Source organism: Streptomyces sp. NPDC030798 (genome assembly GCF_055572275.1).
Genome location: NZ_JBVIDR010000011.1, coordinates 274,828 through 293,401 on the forward strand (window position 1 = coordinate 274,828; position 18,574 = coordinate 293,401).

Sequence of the window (18,574 nt, forward strand, 5' to 3'; positions counted from 1 at the left end):
AACAGCCCGCACAGCCACAACTGAACAGCTCGCTACGGATGGACAGTCGGGATCGACGCGAGAGGGGAAGCGGTCAGAAGATGTCCGGGCACCACGGGCGCCCGGGCGTGCGCAGCAGGGCGTCGGCCTTCCGGGCGGCGCCCTCTCGTTCTTCCCGGACCCGGCCGAGCGCCGCGAGCCGCAGCAGGGACTCGTCGCCGAGCCAGACGGTGGCCAACTCACCCACCGGCAGCGTCAGATCGGCGCCGGCGCCGTCGGCGGGCGTGCAGGACGCCCCCTCGGGCGAGGCCTCCAGCCGGAACCGGCCCCCGGCGAGCCCGTCGGCGTCCACGACCTCCAGCACCAGCGCGCCCGTCCCCTCGTACGTCCGCGCCTCCAGGGCCCGTACGACGTCCAGGATCCGCACCCACAGCCAGTCGGCGTGGGCGACCGTGCGGGCGGCGCGCGGGTCCGGCAGCAGCAACGGCAGCAGGTCGTCCGGGCCGCGCCAGCCGCTCTTGACCCGGGTGATCCAGTCGATCGAGCACAGGTAGTGCCACAGTGCGCGCTCGGCCGCCGGGGTCGCGGCGATCAGCCAGTTGACGTCGGCCGTCTGCAGCGGCTGCTTGCCCTCCCAGGTGTCGTCGGACTCGTACGACACCATGCCCTCGACCTCGCCGGTCGCCGAGCGGTACACGGCGTAGAACGGCTCGGTCCAGGTCCGGCCGAAGACGACCGCGCCCGTCTGCACCTGCCACCACAGCTCGCTGCGGCTGACCGCGCCGGGCTGGGCGCGGCGCACCCGCTCGTGCAACTCGGGGCCGAGCTTGCGGACGTCCTCGCCGTCCACCAGGTCGATCCGGCCACCGTCCTCGGGACCGGACCAGCGCGGGTCGAGTCCGGCGCGCGGCACCTCCACGGTCCACTCGGTGGTCCAGGTGGCCGGGCCGAAGCCGAAGCGGCCGTAGATCGGGTACTCGGCGGCGATCAGGGTGGCGACGACGTCGCCGCGCTCCTTCGCCGCCGCCAGGTCCCGGCTCATCATGCGGGTCAGCAGGCCGCGGCGGCGGTGGGTGGGGCTGACGGTGACGTTGGAGATGGCGTCCGCGGGCACCGGTGTGCCACCGACCGCGGTGAGCTCCTGCTGGAAGGAGCGGAAGGTCGCCACACAGCGGTCGCCCTCGTAGCCGCCGAGCAGCCGACCCGGCACGAACTGCCGTCGCCGTGCCTCCAGTTGCGCCTCGGTCAGCCCCGGCTCGTGCAGGAACCCGACGCTCAGGGCGCGGTGCCAGTCCTCGAAGTCGGCCTCGGTGACGGTACGGACGTCGTTCGACATGGGGCCACCGTAGGCGCGCGGCCCGGACGGTGTCGCCCGGTTTTCCCCCGGGGCCGGGCCCCTCAGGTCAGCAGGTCGTCGACCTGGGCCTCGCCCTCGCGGTAGCGGCGGGCGATCTCTGCGCTGCAGTCGTCGGTCGTGCGCTGCAGGCGCTGGCGGTGGCCGGAGATCTCCTGCTCGTAGCGGATCAGGCGGCCCATGGCGGTGCTGAGTTCCAGGTCGGTGCGGGCCTCGAGGTCCGACAGCTCGACCTCGGCGAGCATCTCGGCGGCCAGCTGCCCGTACTCCTCGCTGTGCGGGGTGCCGAGCGTGACGTGGCGGGCCGAGGAGCGCTGGCGGGCCGGGGCGTCGGTGAGGATCTCCGGCAGCCGCTCCACCAGGGAGGCGTCCACCGGCGCCGGCACGGACGCGGGCACGGCCACCCGGCCGCGCCGGGCCAGTTCCGCGCGCAGGATGTCGATGCGGCCCTGCAGCAGCCGCCGCACATAGCTGAGGTCGGCCTCGTCGCGCTGGGCGTCGCGGCGCAGGGCGCGCAGTTCGGGCAGGCTCAGCCGGGCCAGGTCGGGCTCCGGCGGCTCGGCGGGCGGGACCGGGCCCGTCGGGCCGTCGCCGCGCTGTACGGGCGGGCGGTGAGTGCCCAACCACCCGCTGACACTCGGTGTGCTCATGTGCTGTGACCGTCCCCTCGACCGGCGTGTGGGAGCATCGTGCCACCCCAACTGGCCGCTATGTGACCGAGTGCCCCCGAACGGCCCCAGATGGCCCTTAAGGATCAATAATGGGGTCCCTGTGTCCGCGTCCGGGCCACCCGGCATGATGGTCCGCATGCGTGCGGTGGTACAGCGGGTGGACGGTGCGAGCGTCGTCGTGGACGGCGAGACGGTGGGCGCGATCGAGGGCGAGGGCCTGTGCGTCCTGGTCGGCGTGACGCACGAGGACACCAAGGAGAAGGCGGCCCAGCTGGCCCGCAAGCTGTGGTCGATCCGGATGCTGCAGGACGAGAGGTCCTGCAGCGACGTCGACGCCCCGCTGCTCGTCATCAGCCAGTTCACCCTCTACGGTGACGCCCGCAAGGGCCGCCGCCCCACCTGGAACGCGGCGGCCCCCGGCGACGTCGCCGAGCCGCTGGTGGACGAGGTGGTGGCCCAGTTGCGCGCCCTCGGCGCGACGGTGGCCACCGGCCGCTTCGGGGCCCGGATGCGGGTGTCCCTGACGAACGACGGGCCCTTCACGGTGCTGCTGGAGATCTAGGCCCTGTCGGCCGGCTAGGGCTCGACGATCACTTCCTGGGCGGCGGCCGTCTCGCCGGCCAGGAGCCGCGCGTCGACCGGGACGTTGCGCTTGATCAGGGCCAGGGCGATCGGGCCGAGTTCGTGATGGCGCACCGAGGTCGTGACGAAGCCGATCCTGCGCCCGTCGGGGCCGTCGTCGGCGACGCGGATCTCGGTGCCGTGGACCGGCAGGTGGACCTCGCTGCCGTCCAGGTGCAGGAAGACCAGACGGCGCGGCGGCTTGCCCAGGTTCTGCACCCGGGCCACCGTCTCCTGGCCGCGGTAGCAGCCCTTCTGCAGATGCACCGCGGTGCCGATCCAGCCCAGCTCGTGCGGGATGGTGCGGTGGTCGGTCTCGAAGCCGAGGCGGGGGCGGTGGTGCTCGACGCGCAGGGCCTCGTGGGCGAGCAGACCGGCCGCGGGGCCGGACTTCGCCGCGAAGGACTCCAGGTCGGCGCGGGGCAGGAAGAGATCGCGGCCGTACGCCGTCTCGCGTACGACGACGTCCTCGGGCACCTCGGTGATCGAACCCGCCGGCAGGTGCACGACCGCGATGTCGGCCGTCCGGTCGGCGACCTCGACCCGGTAGAAGAACTTCATCGACTCCAGGTACGCGATCAGCGCGTCCTGGGTGCCCGGCTCCACGTGGGCCCAGACCGTCGTCCCGTCGTCCACCAGGTACAGCGCGTGCTCGATGTGGCCGTGCGCGGAGAGGATCAGCGCCTCGGTGGCCTCGCCCGCGGGCAGCTCGCTGACGTGCTGGGTGAGCAGCAGGTGCAGCCAGCTCAGGCGGTCCTCGCCGGTGACGGTGACGACCCCGCGGTGGGAGAGGTCGACGAATCCGGTGCCGTCGGCGAGGGCACGCTGCTCACGGAACAGGTCGCCGTAGTGCGCGGCGACGCCTTCGTCCGCACCCTCGGCGGGGACGGCGCCGGGCAGGGACAGCAGGGGGCTCTTCATACGGCAAGCCTACGACGTGGTAGTTGAACTCTTCAGCGAACAGTCCTTGCAGCGGCCGAAGATCGCGAAGTGCTTCATGTCGGTGTCGAAACCGAACTGCTGCCGCAGCTTCGCCGTGAACTCGGCCGCCACGTCGACGTCCGCCTCGATCACGTTCTCGCAGTCGCGGCACACCAGGTGCAGATGGTGGTGCCGGTCGGCGAGGTGGTAGGTGGGCGCACCGTGGCCGAGGTGGGCGTGACTGACCAGGCCCAGCTCCTCCAGCAGCTCCAGCGTGCGGTAGACGGTGGAGATGTTGACCCCCGAGGCCGTCTTGCGCACCTCGCCCAGGATGGCGTCGGGGGTCGCGTGCTCCAGGGTGTCCACGGCTTCGAGCACGAGTTGCCGCTGCGGCGTCAGCCGGTAGCCGCGCTGCCTGAGGTCGCTCTTCCAGTCGGTGCTCACCACACCGAAAGTCTAGGGCTACCGGGCGGCGGGGCTCACTTGAAGAACGCGATGCCGTCGTCCGGCAGGTCGTCCGGGAGGGCCTTGGCCCAGCGCTCGACCTCCTCGGGGGTGACGACCTTCTTCAGGTGGGCGGACATGTAGGGGCGCAGCTCGACCTCGGGGGTCTGCTTCTCGCCGACCCACATCAGGTCGCTCTTGACGTAGCCGTACAGCCGCTTGCCGCCGCTGTAGGGCGCGGCGTCGGGGGTGCGGGCGACGGTGTCCGACACGAGGTCGATCTGCGGCTTCTTGTCGGCCATCTCGCCGTACCAGATCTCGACGACGCCGTCGTCGCGGGTCATCGTCACCTCGACCTTGCGGTCGGCGTCGATGCGCCAGAAGCCGGACTCCGACTCCAGCGGGCGGACCTTGTTGCCGTCGTTGTCCAGCACCCAGGTGCGGGAGTGGTACTCCAGGAAGTCACGGCCGTCGTGGGTGAAGGTGACCTCCTGCCCGAAGTTGCACTTCTGCGAGCCGGGGAAGTCGTGGACGCCCGCGCCGGCCCAGTTGCCGAGCAGGAAGGCGAGCGGGACGAGGTCCTTGTGCAGGTCGGACGGGATCTCGATCATGAGGGGCAGTGTTCCTGGGTGGGAGTGGTCAGCGCTGGCCCTGGTACAGCTTCTTCACGGTCAGTCCGGCGAAGGCGAGGACGCCGACGCAGACCAGGACCAGCAGGGTTTCGAAGAAGATCTCCACGGGTGCTCCTTGAGCGAGGGTGGGCGTACGACAGAGCCGCGCCCCAGCTTACGCGGCCGGGGCGCGGCCCTCCTTCCGAGGTGGGCCTCAGGCGAGCAGCTCGGTCTGCAGGGTGACCGTCTGCTGGAAGGGGACGGCGCGGGCGCCGCCCTTGCGGGACTGCAGGATCACGGCGTAGACGTCCCCGGCGGCGACGTAGGCCTGGCGGACCTGTTCGGCGCCGTACGGCTTGGGTTCGAGGTAGGCGGTGCGGCCGGTCCGGGAGACGGCGGCCGCCTCGGGGAAGTGCTCGTCGTAGACGGCGTCGCCGGCGCCGCGGATCCGGTACGCCGGGGTGCTGTACGGCACGTTGTCGCTGGCGAACTGGTTCTCGACGACGTTCGCGGAGCCGAACTGCAGCAGATAGATGCGGGTGCGGGTGCCGTCGGGGGTGGTCCAGCCGCGGGCGGCGATGTGCCGCAGGCTGTTGTCGGTGAGCTTCTGCCGGAGCCGGTCCCGGTCGTCCTTGAGCGCGAACTCGGCCAGGAACTTCTCCGTCGGCAGCCAGCCGGCCCTGCCACGCAGCGCCTTGTCCTCCGTGGCGCCCGCGGGCGCGGGCAGGAGGAGGGCACGCAGGTCGGCGTAGTGGGAGCCGGACTGGTTCGACTCGGCGAAGGGGGCGGGGCTGCCGGCGGGCAGGGGCGGCCTGGTCAGCTCCGGGTAGTCCCAGCGGCCGTCGGATGCGGTGGCCAGCCCGGGGACGTCCGTCCGGTCCATCCGGCCGATCCCGAACGCCGTGCCCGCCCCGACGGCAGCGAAGACAACAACGGCGGCCCCCCACCGCAACACCGCCCGCAACCCCCGCCGCTCCTTGCGCCCCACCTGCGGCGGCCCTTCGGGCAGCGGCGGAACCCCGACGTACGACGCCGCCTGCCCGGCGGGCAACACGGTGGGCGCCGTGGCGGCCTGCCCAGCGAGCGGCACGGTGTGCTGCATTGGGCCCTGCCCGACGGACGCCACGACCGGTTCCCCGGCACCCTGCCCGACGGACGCCACGACCGGTTCACCGGTGGGCCGCTCTGCCGGATCACCCGTCTGCCCCACGACCTGCACGGCAGCCTGCTCGGGTGGTGTCTCGGCGGGCCGGCCCGCGGTCTCTTCCGGAGTGCCCTGGGGTGTCTGCTGGGTGCTCATACGGCCTCTCCCGGTTCGGCTATGCGGTCGAGCTGGAGGCGCATGAGGTCGGCGACCTCGCCGCCGTCGATGGGGTGGGCGGCATCCGCGGTCACCGTGACCAGGATGTCGCCGACGTAGCCGGAGCAGAGCATCATGTCGAGGTCCTTGTCGGTGCCCTTGGGCGAGCGGAAGCACCTGGCGTTGTCGTGGCCCTTGATCTTCGGGCCCTCGCGCAGGCCGCCCAGGGCGTCGAGGAGCGCGTTCTGGAACGTCGAGATGGAACGGACCGCACCCCTGTCCCCCATCTCGGACAGCACGACGCTCGCCGAGGAGATGCCGTCGTTCCACGCGTTGGGTGCCGTGCCGCCGCTGAAGTAGCTGCGCATGGCCATGCCCTTGAGGTGCTGCCGGTCGATCTGCCGCTCCACCCGCAGACGCTGGGAGCGGGGCAGGCCGCTCACCGACTGCTTGCGCAGGGCCGTCGCCTGGGCGCCGCTGAGCTGTGCGTCGGAGCCGAACTCACCGATGTCCGGTCCCCGGACCCACTGCTCGGTCCCGTACGGCACGAGCATGGCGGCCAGCCCGTGCCGCTTGGACTTCTTGCCCTCGGCGGCCGTGACCTTGGGGAGCTTCCAGGTGGGAGCCCCGGCGTCGCGGTCGGCACCGTGCACGGTGACGACGGTGTACCCCACCCCGGCGACGAGGGCCCCGGCCAGGACCACGGCCCCGACAACCGCGGCGACACGGCCACGGGGGCGGGGACCGGGAGGAGTCGCGGCCTCGGCGATCCCGACCGCCCCGGCACCCTCGACCTGCTGCGGCTGCTCCTTCTCGTTCTCGGTCACAGCCGCTCCATCTGCCGCTCGGCCAGGTCCATGATCGTCTTCTTGGGGATCGGCCTGTTGCCGTAGATCCAGATCTCCATGGCGATGTCCCCGCGCCAGGCGTGCGCCTCGGCGCTGTACACCGGCAGGTATCCGGACTTGCTCTCCGCCCGGCGGTGGACGTACGCCTGCCCGTCCCCGGTGCCGGGGATGGCCCAGCTGTCGGTGTCCGCCTGGCTCTCCGCGAAGGACTCGAGGTTGTTGCTGGCATCGGCCGCCGCCATGGAGTCGTCCTGGCGGTACTGGACCAGCCGGACGTCCACGAGGTACGCGCTGCCGTCCTTCCAGCCGGTCACGGCCGCCCGGCGGAACTGGTCCGTCACGAGGTCACCGAACTTGTCGGCCGGGTCGGTGTACTCACCGGCGTACTCGGCCAGGTCCATCCAGTGGTCGCGCGGCACCCAGCCCGCGTCCCGCGTGCCGCGCGGCTTGTGCAGCAGCAGCTTGCGCAGGTCGCCGTCGGTCCTGACCTTGGGATCCTGCGCGGCCGAGAGCGGCGCGACCTCGCCCTTGGCCTGCTTGAGCGCCGGCTGCGACAGCGGCGGCAGCTTCGTGGGCTCACGGCCGGCCTGGACCACGTACCCGGCGCAGGTCCCGGCGACCAGGCCCAGCAGGGCCGCGGCGCAGATCAACCCGGCCGTCCGGCCGCGCCGGCGGGGCCAGGACGCCACGGGCGCATCCGGCGCAACTGGCGCAACTGGCGCAACTGGCGCATCCAGCGCGCCAGGTCTCTCTTCGGGTTCTTCCAAGACGTCCCCCCACAGAACGGGAAGCATGGATTCCGCATCCACGCTGCACAGCAGACTCACCGCCGGGACCTGGAGTTGTAGGCGCGGAGATTACGATTCGGGCATGGCGAAGAAGCTCGTGATCAAGGTGACCGCCGGGGCCGACGCACCCGAGCGCTGTTCGCAGGCGTTCACGGTGGCCGCGGTGGCCGTGGCCAGCGGGGTCGAGGTGTCGCTGTGGCTGACCGGGGAGTCGTCCTGGTTCGCGCTGCCGGGCCGCGCCGCCGAGTTCGAGCTGCCGCACGCCGCACCGCTGCCGGACCTGATCGACTCGATCCTCGCGGCCGGCCGGATCACGCTGTGCACGCAGTGCGCCGCCCGGCGCGAGATCACCGAGAAGGACGTCCTGGAGGGCGTACGGATCGCGGGCGCGCAGGTCTTCGTGCAGGAGGCCATGGCGGACGGGACACAGGCGCTCGTCTACTGACCGGCACGCCGGGGGTCACTGGCGTCGTTTCTTGCCGTCCAGCTCGTCCCACCACTCGTCGGACTTGGGGTCGCCGGAGGGGTCGTCCCACCAGCGGTCGTCCGGGCCGCGCCGGTTCGCGATCATCGCGGCGACCGGCGGGATGACCATGGCCACGAGGCACATGCCGACCGCGGCCGGCACCGACCAGAGGCGCACGACTCCCCAGGCCAGGACGAAGAGGCCGATGCACGTCCCCATCATGGCGAAGTACTGATGACGCCGCCTCGCGTACATACCTCCAGGGTAGGCCCACACCTGTCACAACTGATCGACAATCCGCCACCCCACCGGCCCCGCGGAGTTACCGTGACGTAGCCGTGCACCACCGCACACCCACACCGATCCGGGGGAAAGACCTCATGCGCGCCCTGCGAATAATTTTGATCCTCGTCGTGATCCTGGGCGGGCTCTTCGTGATCGCGGACCGCGTGGCCGTGCACTTCGCCGAGGGCGAGGCCGCGGACAAGCTGAAGGCGACGGAGAACCTGGCGTCGACCCCGGACGTGGACATCAAGGGCTTCCCGTTCCTCACCCAGGTGGCGGGCGGCTCACTGGACGACGTCGAGATCGGCATCAAGGACTACCAGGCGGACACCGGGACGAACGGCCGGACCATCCGCATCGACGACCTGAAGGCCGACATGAAGGGCGTCTCCTTCTCCGGCGACTACAGCTCCGCCACCGCGGCCACGGCCACCGGTACGGCGCTGATCTCCTACGACGAGCTGCTGAAGACCGCCAAGTCCGAGCCGACCCAGGTCGCCCCGGGGGTCACGGCCCGGGTCGTCGGCCTCTCCGACGGCGGCAACGGCAAGATCAAGGTCGCGGTGGAGGGCACGGTCCTCGGTACCAAGCTGCCCAACCCGGTCTACGTCCTCAGCTCGGTCACCGTCGAGAACGACAAGGTCAAGGTGCACGCCGACGCCCTGCCCAAGCTGGGCGGCGCCGACATCGCCGAGGGCCGCATCCGGCAGATCACCGACTTCCAGCAGGCCATCGACCAGCTCCCCGGCGGCGTCGAGCTGGACAAGGTGCAGGCCGCCCGGGACGGCGTGGAGATCACCGTGAAGGGTTCGGACGTCAAGCTGGCGGGGTAGTACCTCGGCCGGCGGTGGCCGGTGCCGGACCGGCGCGTGTCCGCCAGTCGAGACACCGCCGTCCGTCAAGCAGATGTGACGACCGGAACAAGCGCCCGGAGGCCGTCCCGCGACGGCCCGGGCGCTTTTCTCGTCCCGCCATTCGGACGATCGTGTCTCAACATCCGACACGCCGGTGACATGTCCGCCCGGACGTCCCTACGATCGAGCCCATGAAGCGACAGGCGGATCTCACGAAGCGGCGGGCAGTGGACCTGTGCCGCGTTGCCGCCATGCTCTGTCGCCCCTTCTGAGCGAAAGTCCCCGACTTCCGCGTCTCACCCCCGCCCTGGCTGGAAGGGCACCCCTGCGCCGCCCCGGACCGACACCGGACCCGGAGAGCCGCACCCTCTACTTGCACGCCCCGCCGCAACTGCCCCGGAGGAGAAAGAGCATGAGCCGCAGCGACGTCCTCGTCGACGCCGACTGGGTCCAGGAGCACCTGGACGACCCCAGCATCGCGATCGTCGAGGTGGACGAGGACACGTCCGCCTACGAGAAGAACCACATCAAGAACGCGATCCGCATCGACTGGACCAAGGACCTGCAGGACCCGGTCCGTCGCGACTTCATCGACCAGGAGGGCTTCGAGAAGCTCCTGTCGGAGAAGGGCATCGCCAACGACACCACGGTGATCCTCTACGGCGGCAACAACAACTGGTTCGCGTCCTACGCCTACTGGTACTTCAAGCTGTACGGCCACGAGAACGTCAAGCTCCTCGACGGCGGCCGCAAGAAGTGGGAGCTGGACGCCCGCGAGCTGGTCGCCGGCGACGAGGTGCCCGAGCGCCCGAAGACGCAGTACAAGGCCAAGCCGCAGAACAAGGCCATCCGCGCCTTCCGCGACGACGTCGTGGCCGCGATCGGCTCGCAGAACCTGGTCGACGTCCGCTCCCCCGACGAGTTCTCCGGCAAGCTGCTCGCCCCGGCCCACCTGCCGCAGGAGCAGTCGCAGCGCCCGGGTCACGTCCCGTCCGCGAAGAACATCCCGTGGTCGAAGAACGCCAACGACGACGGCACCTTCAAGTCCGACGAGGACCTGAAGGAGCTGTACGCCAAGGAGAACGTGGACCTCGCCAAGGACACGATCGCCTACTGCCGCATCGGTGAGCGCTCGGCCCTGACCTGGTTCGTGCTGCACGAGCTGCTCGGCGTGAAGAACGTCAAGAACTACGACGGCTCCTGGACCGAGTACGGCTCCCTCGTCGGCGTGCCGATCGAGCTCGGCGCCGGCAAGTAACCCATCCCGACCGACCTTCTGGTCAGACCCCTCTGGAGAAACAGCATGTGTGGAGCGAAGGCCGGCGGCCCGGACGCCTCGACGATCAAGCCCGGTGAGACCACGATTCAGGGTCAGGTGACCCGCGACGGCGAGCCGGTGACGGGCTACGTCCGTCTGCTCGACTCGACCGGCGAGTTCACCGCGGAGGTCCCGACCTCCGCGACCGGACAGTTCCGTTTCTACGCGGCCGAGGGCACGTGGACCGTCCGCGCGCTGGTGCCGGGCGGCACGGCCGACCGCACGGTCGTCGCTCAGAAGGGTGGCCTGGCGGAGGTCGCCATCGCGGTCTGAGCTCGCGCTCCGCTGGAGGGCCGTACCCCCTGGGTTGGACACCGGGTGGGGGTACGGCCCTCCGGCGTTCAGGGGCTCGCGGGACGCGACGGACCTCGGCGTACCCACGCCCAGCAGCGGCGCAGCAGCCCCGCGGCGGCCGGCCCGGGTGGCGGGGCGGCCCCGCCGGGGACACCGTGCGCATCGGGCCGGAACGGCGGCAGCGCGTAGGCCGGCCACGGGGTCACCGTCCTGTCCGGCCTCGCGTTCTGCCGCTGCCACCGCCTGCACTCCTCGTACGGCAGGCCCCCGGCGGCCGTCATGCCCGGTGCTCCTGCCGCTGGTGCTGGCGCAGCAGGACGTTCGCGTCGGTCTCGGCGCTGCGGTCGTACACCGCCCGAGCGGCCTCCCGCCGCTGTGCCAGTTCCGCGCAGGCGGCACAGCCGGGGACGGGACGCGGCGGCCGGCTGTCGTCGTCGAGGGGCGGGGGCAGCGACGGCACCGTCCTGGTGCGGCGGTTGGCGGCCCGGACGCCGGCGCCGAGCCGCTCCCGGTCCGTGGCCGGACGCAGTCTCGCCGGATCGGCCTCCCACTCCACTCCCCCGCCGACCGGCCGGAGCATCACGTAGGGGCCGGCTCGATCCCGGTACTCACCGACCTTGTCGGTCGCCGGGTCGTAGAGGAGGGATCCGGGTTCGAGGGGCTCCGACTTCGTTGGCACAGCAGCCAGCTCCTTTCCTTGAACGCATGTGCGCAGCGCGAGGCTGCGGCTACGCTGTGTGTTCGGGCGGTGCTCAAGAGCATGGCGCACGCGGAGGGCGTTTGTGCTGCTGAGGGGGCCAAATTCAACGCTGGGCCTGCCAAATTCAACAAATTCAACAGGAGCGCGATGCCGCAGCGGTTGGTGTTGACGGGCCGGAGTCAGGAGCCGAGGGGGCGGTTCACCGAGGAATTGCGACGCCTCAGAAGCGAGCGCCGCCTGACCCTGCGGGACCTCGCCAAGGACGTGGGCTGGGATTCGTCCCAGCTGAGCAAGATGGAGAGCGGGCGGACGCTGGGCGGCCCCGAGGTCGTACAGGCGCTGGACCAGTACTACGGGACACCGGGGTTGCTGGTGACGCTGTGGGAGCTGGCGATGGCGGATCCGAGTCAGTTCCGAGAGCCGTACCGGCGGTACATGATCTTGGAGTCCGAGGCGATCAGCCTGTGGCACTACTCGGTGAGCGCACCACCCGGACTGCTCCAGACGGCCGGGTACGCGCGCGAGGCACTTGGTGCGGGCTGGCTCAAGGGTCCGGAATTGGATCAGCAGGTCGAGGCGCGTCTCGGACGACGGCAGTTGCTGGAGGGCGACGACCCGCCGCCGTTCCGCGTCATTCTCTCCGAGGCGGTGCTGCACACGTCGCTGCGCGACGCGGAGGCCTGGCGGGAGCAGTTGGCGTACCTGGCGGAGGCCGCGGAGCGCCCGAACATCACCCTCCAAGTGCTGCCGTTCAGCGCTGGCCTGCACGGCTTGATGAACACCGCTGTGAAGTTCCTGCGGCTGCTCGACGGCCGCACGATCGCCTACACCGAGAACGACCTGCGCGGTGAACTGGTAGAAGACAACGGCTCAGTTGAGCTGCTGCAGCGTAGGTACGATGCGATGCGTGACCTGGCGTTGCCACCGGCCGAGTCGCGCAAGTTCATCCTGCGAATGTTGGAGGAAACGCGGTGCGAGCCATCGACCTGAGCGGTGTGACCTGGCGCAAGAGCAGCTACAGCAACACGAGCGGCGGCGACTGCGTAGAGGTCGCCGACAACGTCCCCTCCCTCGTCCCCGTCCGTGACAGCAAGGCCCCCGCACAGGGAACCCTCCTCTTCCGGGCCGGAGCCTGGGCCGCCTTCGTGGACGGGGTCAAGCGCGGCTAGCCGAGGGCTCGGCCCAGTACCCACACCACCGGTGCCGCCGCCGACAGGGGCAGCGCCACGCCCGCGGTGAAGTGGACGAAGCGGGACGGGTAGTCGTAGCCGGCGACGCGGTGGCCGATGAGGGCGCACACCGCGGCGGCGCCGCCGAGCGCCGCGCCCTTGGCGCCGAGGCCGGTCACGCCGCCCACGGCGATCCCCGCGCCCGCGGCGGCCAGTACCGACACGACGACCGAGGCCGGGGTCGGGAGCGGCAGCGCCCTCGCCAGGGCGGCCACCGCGACCGCCGCCGCGCCGACGGAGACCGCGTGGGTGTCGGCGGCGAGGTACCCCGTCGCCAGGATGGTCAGTGCCGCCGAGGCGACCGTCGCCATCAGGCCGTACATGCGCTCGTCCGGCGAGGCGTGCGAGCGGAGCTGCAGGACGAGGGAGAGCAGGACCCAGACGCCGAGGGGGCCGAGGATCGCGGCGGGGGCGTGGTCGCGGCCAGCCGCCAGGACCGCCGCGTCGGCCGCGAGGCCGCCCGCGAAGGCAAGCGCGATGCCCTGCCGGGCGGGCCACATGCCGTTCAGCCGGAACCAGCCCGCCGCCGTCACCGCCTGGAGCAGCACCAGCGGCACGACGAGGGCGTACGAGGCGATCGGCGCCGTCAGGGCCAGCAGCAGGCCGAGGACGGCCGTGAGCAGGGCCGGCTGCATGCCGGGCTCGATGATCGGGGAGCGGCCCTCCAGGCGGGCCCGCTGCGCGTCGGTGATGCGGGAGTTCCCGGCCAGGGTCGACGGGCCGTACTCCGGGGCGGACGTGCCGGGTGCGGCGACGGGCTCCGCGTGCGGGTACGGCTGCGCGGCCTGCGGCTCGAAGACCTGCGGCTCGGAGACCTGCGGCTGCGCGTAGGGGCCCGCCGCGTACTGCTGCTGCGGCTGCTGCTGGTACGGGTGCTCCTGCGGCGGCGGATACGCCGTCTCCGGAGCGGCCGGCTGCTGCGCGTGGGTCTGGGTCTCCCAGGTCTGGCCCTGCCACTGCTGGGTGAGCTGGGGGTCGTAGGACTGCTGCTGCTCGTGGGCGAACCACTGCTGCTGGTGCTGGTGCTGCTGGTACGGGTCGTAGCCCTCGTACGGGCCCCCCTGATGCGGCTGGTTGCTCATCGCCTCACCCTCCTGCGAACGGCGGGAGCACCTCGACCGTGCCGCCCTCGGCCAGTCGTACCGTCTCATGCGCGCGCGTCCCCACGGGGTCACCGTCGACGAGGAACGAGCATCGCTGCAGCACGCGCGTGAGTTCACCGGGGTGTCGCTCGCGCACGGCGGTGAGCGCCTCGGCGAGCGTGTCCGCGTCGCAGGGTTCCTCGGCGACCCCGGCCGCGGCCTTGGCGGCGGCCCAGTAGCGCACCGTGACCTTGGGCATCTCGTTCCTCAATCGACGGCAGGTGGAAGACGGCAGGTAAAGACAGAGACAGAAGACAGATGGTGTCAGGCTAGCCCGCCTTGGCTGCGGCCCAGTCCCCGATCCGGTCCAGCAGGGGCTCCCGCGCCGCGTGCTCGGCGTGGCCCATGCCCGGCTCCACCCAGAGTTCGCCGTGCTCACCGGCGGCCTCGGCCAGCATCCGGGGGTGGTCGAGGGGGAAGTAGCCGTCCCGGTCGCCGTGCACGATCAGCAGCGGGATCGGGGCGATCCGGGGGACCGCCTGCACCGGGGAGAGCGGCACGGGGTCCCAGTCGCGGTGGTGGATGCGGGTGCGAAAGCCGTAGCGGCCGACCAGGCGGCCCTCGGGCCGGGTGACCAGCCAGTGCAGCCGGCGCATGGGGGCCGTGCCCCGGTAGTACCAGCGGGCGGGGGCGCTGACCGAGACCACCGCGTCCACCGTGCCGGGGTGCAGGGCCGCGTGCCGCAGCACCACCGAGCCGCCCATGGAGAAGCCGACGGTCACCACGCGCGCGTGCCCGAGGCCGCGCGCCCACTCCACGGCGGCGGCCAGGTCCAGCACCTCCCTGTCGCCGACCGTGGACCGGCCGCCGGAGCGGCCGTGGCCCCGGAAGGAGAAGGTGACGACGGCGCCGTAACGGGCCAGCCGCGCGGCCACCCTTCGTACATGCGGACGGTCCACGTCCCCGGTGAAGCCGTGGGCGATCACGAACACCGGGCCGCGGGAGGCCGAACCCGCGGTGTCCGGATCGTGGTCGCGCGGTTCGTATACGGCGGGGCCGGGATCGTATACGGAATCGACGGCCACACCGTCGGTCGTGCGCAGAAACGTCCGGATAGGGGCCCCGACGCCCGTCTCGGAATGCGGACGAACGGTGGAACGCGCCACATGACCTGCCGGACCGTTGCTCATGTGGGCTATTCTGCTGGGCAGAGGACTCGGGCAGCGAAGCCCCCGGGTCCTTTTGTGCTTTCGGAAGCGTTGTATACGAAGCGGGAAACCTCAGGTGACCGCGGGTGTACGGGGCTCTCGGGATCGCAGGCAGTGCCGTACCGCACACGTCCTCGCAGGGACCGAGGAGGAACCAGACGTATGAGTTCTCTGCTGCTCCTGACCAACGCCCTCCAGCCGTCGACGGAGGTGCTCCCCGCACTGGGCCTGCTGCTGCACAACGTGCGGGTCGCACCGGCGGAGGGCCCCGCCCTCGTCGACACGCCGGGCGCCGACGTGATCCTCGTCGACGGCCGCCGCGACCTGCCGCAGGTGCGCAGCCTGTGCCAGCTCCTGCGCTCCACCGGCCCCGGCTGCCCGCTCCTCCTCGTCGTCACCGAGGGCGGCCTCGCCGCCGTCACCGCCGACTGGGGCATCGACGACGTCCTGCTGGACACCGCCGGCCCGGCCGAGGTGGAGGCCCGCCTCCGGCTCGCCATGGGCCGGCAGCAGATCGTCAACGACGACTCCCCGATGGAGATCCGCAACGGCGACCTCTCCGTGGACGAGGCGACCTACTCGGCCAAGCTCAAGGGCCGGGTGCTCGACCTCACCTTCAAGGAGTTCGAGCTGCTCAAGTACCTCGCCCAGCATCCGGGCCGGGTCTTCACCCGCGCCCAGCTGCTGCAGGAGGTCTGGGGCTACGACTACTTCGGCGGCACCCGGACGGTCGACGTGCACGTACGGCGGCTGCGCGCGAAGCTCGGCCCGGAGCACGAGTCGCTGATCGGAACCGTCCGGAACGTCGGTTATCGATTCGTTACGCCCGAGAAGGGCGACCGGTCCACCGACGAGGCGAAGGTCAAAAAAGACCGGCCAAAGTCGGAAGATTCGGACACGTCCACCGTGCGTGACGGCTCCGAGCTCCACGCGGACGCCTGAGGGCCGCCGGGCAGGGCGCCGTACGTCCCGCCCGGCATGCGATACGCCCTGCCCAGCGCGGGTCCATCCGCGTAGACTCCGCGCGTGGCCAAGGTGACTCGGGATGACGTGGCACGGCTGGCTGGAACCTCCACCGCCGTCGTCAGTTATGTCATCAACAACGGACCCCGGCCGGTCGCCCCGGCCACGCGCGAGCGTGTCCTCGCGGCGATCAAGGAGCTGGGGTACCGGCCCGACCGGGTCGCCCAGGCGATGGCCTCGCGCCGCACCGACCTCATAGGCCTCATCATCCCCGACGCCCGCCAGCCCTTCTTCGGCGAGATGGCGCACGCGGTCGAGCAGGCCGCCTCCGAGCGCGGAAAGATGGTCCTGGTCGGCAACACCGACTACATCGGCGAGCGCGAGGTGCACTACCTGCGCGCCTTCCTCGGCATGCGCGTCTCCGGGCTCATCCTCGTCTCGCACGCCCTGAACGACCTCGCCGCCGCCGAGATCGAGGCCTGGGACGCCCGTGTGGTGCTGCTGCACGAGCGCCCGGAGGCCATCGACGACGTCGCCGTCGTCACCGACGACCTCGGCGGCGCCCAGCTCGCCGTACGCCACCTGCTGGAGCACGGCTACGACTACGTGGCCTGCATGGGCGGCACCGCTCAGACGCCTGCCGTCGGCGACCCGGTCTCCGACCACGTCGAGGGCTGGAGGCGGGCCATGGCCGAGGCGGGCCTGTCCACCGAGGGCCGGCTGTTCGAGGCACCGTACAACCGCTACGACGCCTACCGCGTGGGCCTGGAGGTCCTCGCCGGCCCCCACCGCCCGCCGGCGATCTTCTGCTCCACCGACGACCAGGCCATCGGCCTGCTGCGGGCCGCCCGCGAGCTGCGCATCGACGTGCCCGGCGAGCTGGCGGTGGCCGGGTTCGACGACATCAAGGAGGCGGCGCTCGCCGACCCGCCGCTGACCACCGTCGCCTCGGACCGCTCGGCGATGGCCCGCGCGGCGGTCGACCTGGTCCTGGACGACGGGCTGCGGGTGGCCGGGTCGCGGCGCGAGCGGCTGAAGACGTTCCCGTCGCGGCTGGTGGTCCGCACGTCCTGCGGCTGCGTCTGAGCGCTCGCCGGGATCGTGCATGAGGAGCGGCTGAGAGCCCGCTCCAAGCCGCGAGAGGCGCCTTTATATCGGGCAAACAAGGTTCTGCCGGGCTTCTCAGGGAGCACTCAGGAAGCTCTCATGGTCGCGGGGGACTCTGTTTGTCATGAACGAGAGCATCCGCCGCAGCGGCGAGTACGAGTACGAGAACCCGCAGGGTACCTACGCTCAGCCCGGCTACTCCGCTCCCGTGAACCCGGAGTGGCCGCCCCCGCCGCCGTACCAGCCCCCGACGGCAGCGGCGGACACCACGGCCGCGGTGGCCCCCGAGCCGGCTTCGCAGCCCGCGAAGAAGCGCGCCCGGGGACCGATGGCGCTGCTCGCGGCGGTGGCGATCGTCGCGGCGGCGGTCGGCGGCGGCACGGCGTACGCCTTCCAGGAGCTGACCGGCAAGGACACGGTCGCCTCCGCCGCCACCCCCGTGGTGCCCGCCGGCAAGAGGGGCAACGTCGCCGCGATCGCCGCCGCGGTCAGCCCGAGCGTGGTGGAGGTCAACGCCACCCTCAGCGACGGCTCGTCCACCGGCTCCGGCGTGATCATCACCTCCGGCGGCGAGATCGTCACCAACAACCACGTGATCGCCGGCGCCTCGACGATCAAGGTGCGCACCAGCGACGGCAAGAGCTACACCGCCGAGGTCGTCGGCACCGACAGCTCCAAGGACCTGGCGCTGATCAAGGTCAAGGGCGCCTCCGGGCTCAAGGCGGCCTCGCTCGGCAACTCCTCCGACGTGCAGGTCGGCGACACGGTCGTGGCCATCGGCTCCCCCGAGGGCCTGACCGGCACCGTCACCAGCGGCATCGTCTCCGCGCTCGACCGGGACGTCACCGTCTCCACCGACGAGAACCAGGGGCAGGGCCAGGGCCAGGGCGGCGACGGCCAGTGGCCGTTCCAGTTCGGCGGCCGCCAGTTCAACGGCGACACCGGCTCCTCCACGACGACGTACAAGGCGATCCAGACGGACGCCTCGCTCAACCCCGGCAACTCCGGTGGCGCGCTGATCGACGCGAACGGCGACGTCATCGGCATCAACTCCGCGATGTACTCGTCGAGCCGGCAGTCCTCCTCGTCCTCCGACGCGGGCAGCATCGGGCTCGGCTTCGCGATCCCCGTCAACACCGTCAAGTCCGACCTGGCCAAGCTGCGGTCCGGTTCCACCAGCTGACCGGCCGCTCCACAGCAGGGAGTACGTCATGATCAAGAAGGTCTCGCACACGGTTCCCGCGGGCGGCCCGGCCGCCCTCACCCTGGCCCTGGCGGTGGTGCAGGAACTGCACGCCCCGACCCCGGCCCCCGCCCCCCGCGCCCCCGAGGTCACCCCCGTCCCCGAGCAGCTCATGGGCCTGCGCACCTCCGCCGCCCGTCCGCACCGCCGCAAGGTGCCGCTGCACCGCCTGAACGCCGTCCACCGGCTGAGCACCGTGCAGCACCTGACCGCGGTGCGGGAGCTGAGCGCCCTCGGTGTCTGAGGGCGCCCCAGCCCGGCAGGCGTACGCACCTCCCGGCCCGGAAA

26 protein-coding genes are annotated in these 18,574 nt (G+C 71.5%); 12 read left to right on the forward strand and 14 right to left on the reverse strand.

What is annotated here, in order from left to right; genetic code table 11:
- Positions 1 to 73 precede the first annotated feature (73 nt).
- Both ACZ404_RS25545 and ACZ404_RS25550 read right to left on the reverse strand, forming a co-directional pair.
- Positions 74 to 1,315, reverse strand: coding sequence for a GNAT family N-acetyltransferase (locus ACZ404_RS25545; RefSeq protein ID WP_468443655.1), 1,242 nt, complete (start codon positions 1,313 to 1,315; stop codon positions 74 to 76).
- Between the two features lie 62 nt (positions 1,316 to 1,377).
- Positions 1,378 to 1,983 (reverse strand): RsiG family protein, encoded by a 606-nt coding sequence (locus ACZ404_RS25550; protein WP_468443657.1) that lies wholly within the window; start codon positions 1,981 to 1,983, stop codon positions 1,378 to 1,380.
- A gap of 157 nt (positions 1,984 to 2,140) precedes the next feature.
- On the opposite strand from ACZ404_RS25550, the gene dtd reads away from it, so the two are divergent.
- A complete protein-coding gene (dtd, locus tag ACZ404_RS25555; RefSeq protein ID WP_159534242.1) occupies positions 2,141 to 2,566 on the forward strand; it encodes a D-aminoacyl-tRNA deacylase in 426 nt (141 codons plus the stop codon).
- Between the two features lie 14 nt (positions 2,567 to 2,580).
- On the opposite strand, the gene ygfZ is transcribed toward dtd, so the two are convergent.
- The 6 genes from ygfZ to ACZ404_RS25585 all read right to left on the reverse strand — a co-directional run bounded on the left by ygfZ (position 2,581) and on the right by ACZ404_RS25585 (position 7,438).
- Entirely contained in the window at positions 2,581 to 3,546 is a 966-nt protein-coding gene (gene ygfZ, locus ACZ404_RS25560; RefSeq protein ID WP_468443660.1) for a CAF17-like 4Fe-4S cluster assembly/insertion protein YgfZ, read from the reverse strand.
- A 9-nt stretch (positions 3,547 to 3,555) separates the two neighbouring features.
- Positions 3,556 to 3,993 (reverse strand): Fur family transcriptional regulator, encoded by a 438-nt coding sequence (locus ACZ404_RS25565; RefSeq protein WP_468443662.1) that lies wholly within the window; start codon positions 3,991 to 3,993, stop codon positions 3,556 to 3,558.
- 32 nt (positions 3,994 to 4,025) lie between these two features.
- Positions 4,026 to 4,601 carry a heme-binding beta-barrel domain-containing protein gene (locus ACZ404_RS25570; protein WP_468443664.1) on the reverse strand — a complete coding sequence of 192 codons (576 nt, stop codon included), beginning with the start codon at positions 4,599 to 4,601 and terminating at the stop codon, positions 4,026 to 4,028.
- Positions 4,602 to 4,815: 214 nt separating this feature from the next.
- Complete coding sequence (locus ACZ404_RS25575) at positions 4,816 to 5,901, reverse strand: hypothetical protein (RefSeq protein ID WP_468443666.1); 1,086 nt, start codon at positions 5,899 to 5,901, stop codon at positions 4,816 to 4,818.
- Positions 5,898 to 6,728 (reverse strand): hypothetical protein, encoded by an 831-nt coding sequence (locus ACZ404_RS25580; RefSeq protein ID WP_468443668.1) that lies wholly within the window; start codon positions 6,726 to 6,728, stop codon positions 5,898 to 5,900. The genes ACZ404_RS25575 and ACZ404_RS25580 overlap by 4 nt, the downstream gene beginning before the upstream one ends.
- The gene (locus tag ACZ404_RS25585) at positions 6,725 to 7,438 is read right to left on the reverse strand and encodes a hypothetical protein (RefSeq protein WP_468443670.1); all 714 of its coding nucleotides are present in this window, start codon (positions 7,436 to 7,438) and stop codon (positions 6,725 to 6,727) included. Before ACZ404_RS25585 ends, ACZ404_RS25580 begins: the two co-directional genes overlap by 4 nt.
- A 181-nt stretch (positions 7,439 to 7,619) precedes the next feature.
- Between ACZ404_RS25585 and ACZ404_RS25590 the strand changes: the two genes are divergently transcribed.
- Positions 7,620 to 7,982: a DsrE family protein gene (locus ACZ404_RS25590; RefSeq protein WP_345278900.1), complete on the forward strand. Its 363-nt coding sequence runs from the start codon at positions 7,620 to 7,622 to the stop codon at positions 7,980 to 7,982.
- Positions 7,983 to 7,997: 15 nt separating this feature from the next.
- On the opposite strand, the gene ACZ404_RS25595 is transcribed toward ACZ404_RS25590, so the two are convergent.
- On the reverse strand, positions 7,998 to 8,258 hold the full coding sequence (locus ACZ404_RS25595; RefSeq protein ID WP_468443672.1) for a DUF3099 domain-containing protein: 261 nt from the start codon (positions 8,256 to 8,258) through the stop codon (positions 7,998 to 8,000).
- Between the two features lie 125 nt (positions 8,259 to 8,383).
- Between ACZ404_RS25595 and ACZ404_RS25600 the strand changes: the two genes are divergently transcribed.
- The 4 genes from ACZ404_RS25600 (at position 8,384) to ACZ404_RS25615 (ending at position 10,733) form a co-directional block, all read left to right on the forward strand.
- The gene (locus tag ACZ404_RS25600; protein ID WP_468443674.1) at positions 8,384 to 9,121 is read left to right on the forward strand and encodes an LmeA family phospholipid-binding protein; all 738 of its coding nucleotides are present in this window, start codon (positions 8,384 to 8,386) and stop codon (positions 9,119 to 9,121) included.
- A gap of 212 nt (positions 9,122 to 9,333) precedes the next feature.
- A complete protein-coding gene (locus tag ACZ404_RS25605; protein WP_350751515.1) occupies positions 9,334 to 9,414 on the forward strand; it encodes an Ms5788A family Cys-rich leader peptide in 81 nt (26 codons plus the stop codon).
- Between the two features lie 140 nt (positions 9,415 to 9,554).
- Complete coding sequence (locus tag ACZ404_RS25610; protein ID WP_468443676.1) at positions 9,555 to 10,400, forward strand: sulfurtransferase; 846 nt, start codon at positions 9,555 to 9,557, stop codon at positions 10,398 to 10,400.
- 45 nt (positions 10,401 to 10,445) lie between these two features.
- Positions 10,446 to 10,733, forward strand: a complete 288-nt coding sequence (locus ACZ404_RS25615) for a DUF1416 domain-containing protein (RefSeq protein ID WP_009189358.1) — start codon at positions 10,446 to 10,448, stop codon at positions 10,731 to 10,733.
- Positions 10,734 to 10,801: 68 nt separating this feature from the next.
- Here the strand turns inward: ACZ404_RS25615 and ACZ404_RS25620 are convergent, their stop codons facing one another.
- Entirely contained in the window at positions 10,802 to 11,035 is a 234-nt protein-coding gene (locus ACZ404_RS25620; protein WP_468443678.1) for a hypothetical protein, read from the reverse strand.
- Complete coding sequence (locus tag ACZ404_RS25625) at positions 11,032 to 11,433, reverse strand: hypothetical protein (protein WP_468443680.1); 402 nt, start codon at positions 11,431 to 11,433, stop codon at positions 11,032 to 11,034. The genes ACZ404_RS25620 and ACZ404_RS25625 overlap by 4 nt, the downstream gene beginning before the upstream one ends.
- A gap of 168 nt (positions 11,434 to 11,601) precedes the next feature.
- Between ACZ404_RS25625 and ACZ404_RS25630 the strand changes: the two genes are divergently transcribed.
- Positions 11,602 to 12,444, forward strand: coding sequence for a helix-turn-helix domain-containing protein (locus ACZ404_RS25630; RefSeq protein WP_468443780.1), 843 nt, complete (start codon positions 11,602 to 11,604; stop codon positions 12,442 to 12,444).
- Positions 12,426 to 12,623, forward strand: coding sequence for a DUF397 domain-containing protein (locus ACZ404_RS25635; protein WP_468443682.1), 198 nt, complete (start codon positions 12,426 to 12,428; stop codon positions 12,621 to 12,623). Before ACZ404_RS25630 ends, ACZ404_RS25635 begins: the two co-directional genes overlap by 19 nt.
- Here ACZ404_RS25635 and ACZ404_RS25640 read toward each other — a convergent pair.
- The 3 genes from ACZ404_RS25640 to ACZ404_RS25650 form a co-directional block, all read right to left on the reverse strand.
- Entirely contained in the window at positions 12,620 to 13,765 is a 1,146-nt protein-coding gene (locus tag ACZ404_RS25640) for a hypothetical protein (protein ID WP_468443684.1), read from the reverse strand. The genes ACZ404_RS25635 and ACZ404_RS25640 overlap by 4 nt on opposite strands.
- Positions 13,766 to 13,769: 4 nt before the next feature.
- Complete coding sequence (locus ACZ404_RS25645; protein WP_468443686.1) at positions 13,770 to 14,024, reverse strand: MoaD/ThiS family protein; 255 nt, start codon at positions 14,022 to 14,024, stop codon at positions 13,770 to 13,772.
- A gap of 70 nt (positions 14,025 to 14,094) precedes the next feature.
- The gene (locus ACZ404_RS25650) at positions 14,095 to 14,955 is read right to left on the reverse strand and encodes an alpha/beta hydrolase (RefSeq protein ID WP_468443688.1); all 861 of its coding nucleotides are present in this window, start codon (positions 14,953 to 14,955) and stop codon (positions 14,095 to 14,097) included.
- A gap of 180 nt (positions 14,956 to 15,135) precedes the next feature.
- On the opposite strand from ACZ404_RS25650, the gene ACZ404_RS25655 reads away from it, so the two are divergent.
- The 4 genes from ACZ404_RS25655 to ACZ404_RS25670 all read left to right on the forward strand — a co-directional run bounded on the left by ACZ404_RS25655 (position 15,136) and on the right by ACZ404_RS25670 (position 18,530).
- Positions 15,136 to 15,915: a response regulator transcription factor gene (locus tag ACZ404_RS25655; protein ID WP_468443690.1), complete on the forward strand. Its 780-nt coding sequence runs from the start codon at positions 15,136 to 15,138 to the stop codon at positions 15,913 to 15,915.
- Between the two features lie 84 nt (positions 15,916 to 15,999).
- Positions 16,000 to 17,022, forward strand: a complete 1,023-nt coding sequence (locus ACZ404_RS25660; RefSeq protein ID WP_468443692.1) for a LacI family DNA-binding transcriptional regulator — start codon at positions 16,000 to 16,002, stop codon at positions 17,020 to 17,022.
- A 145-nt stretch (positions 17,023 to 17,167) separates the two neighbouring features.
- Positions 17,168 to 18,226 carry a S1C family serine protease gene (locus ACZ404_RS25665; protein ID WP_468443694.1) on the forward strand — a complete coding sequence of 353 codons (1,059 nt, stop codon included), beginning with the start codon at positions 17,168 to 17,170 and terminating at the stop codon, positions 18,224 to 18,226.
- A gap of 28 nt (positions 18,227 to 18,254) precedes the next feature.
- On the forward strand, positions 18,255 to 18,530 hold the full coding sequence (locus ACZ404_RS25670) for a hypothetical protein (protein WP_468443696.1): 276 nt from the start codon (positions 18,255 to 18,257) through the stop codon (positions 18,528 to 18,530).
- Positions 18,531 to 18,574 lie beyond the last annotated feature (44 nt).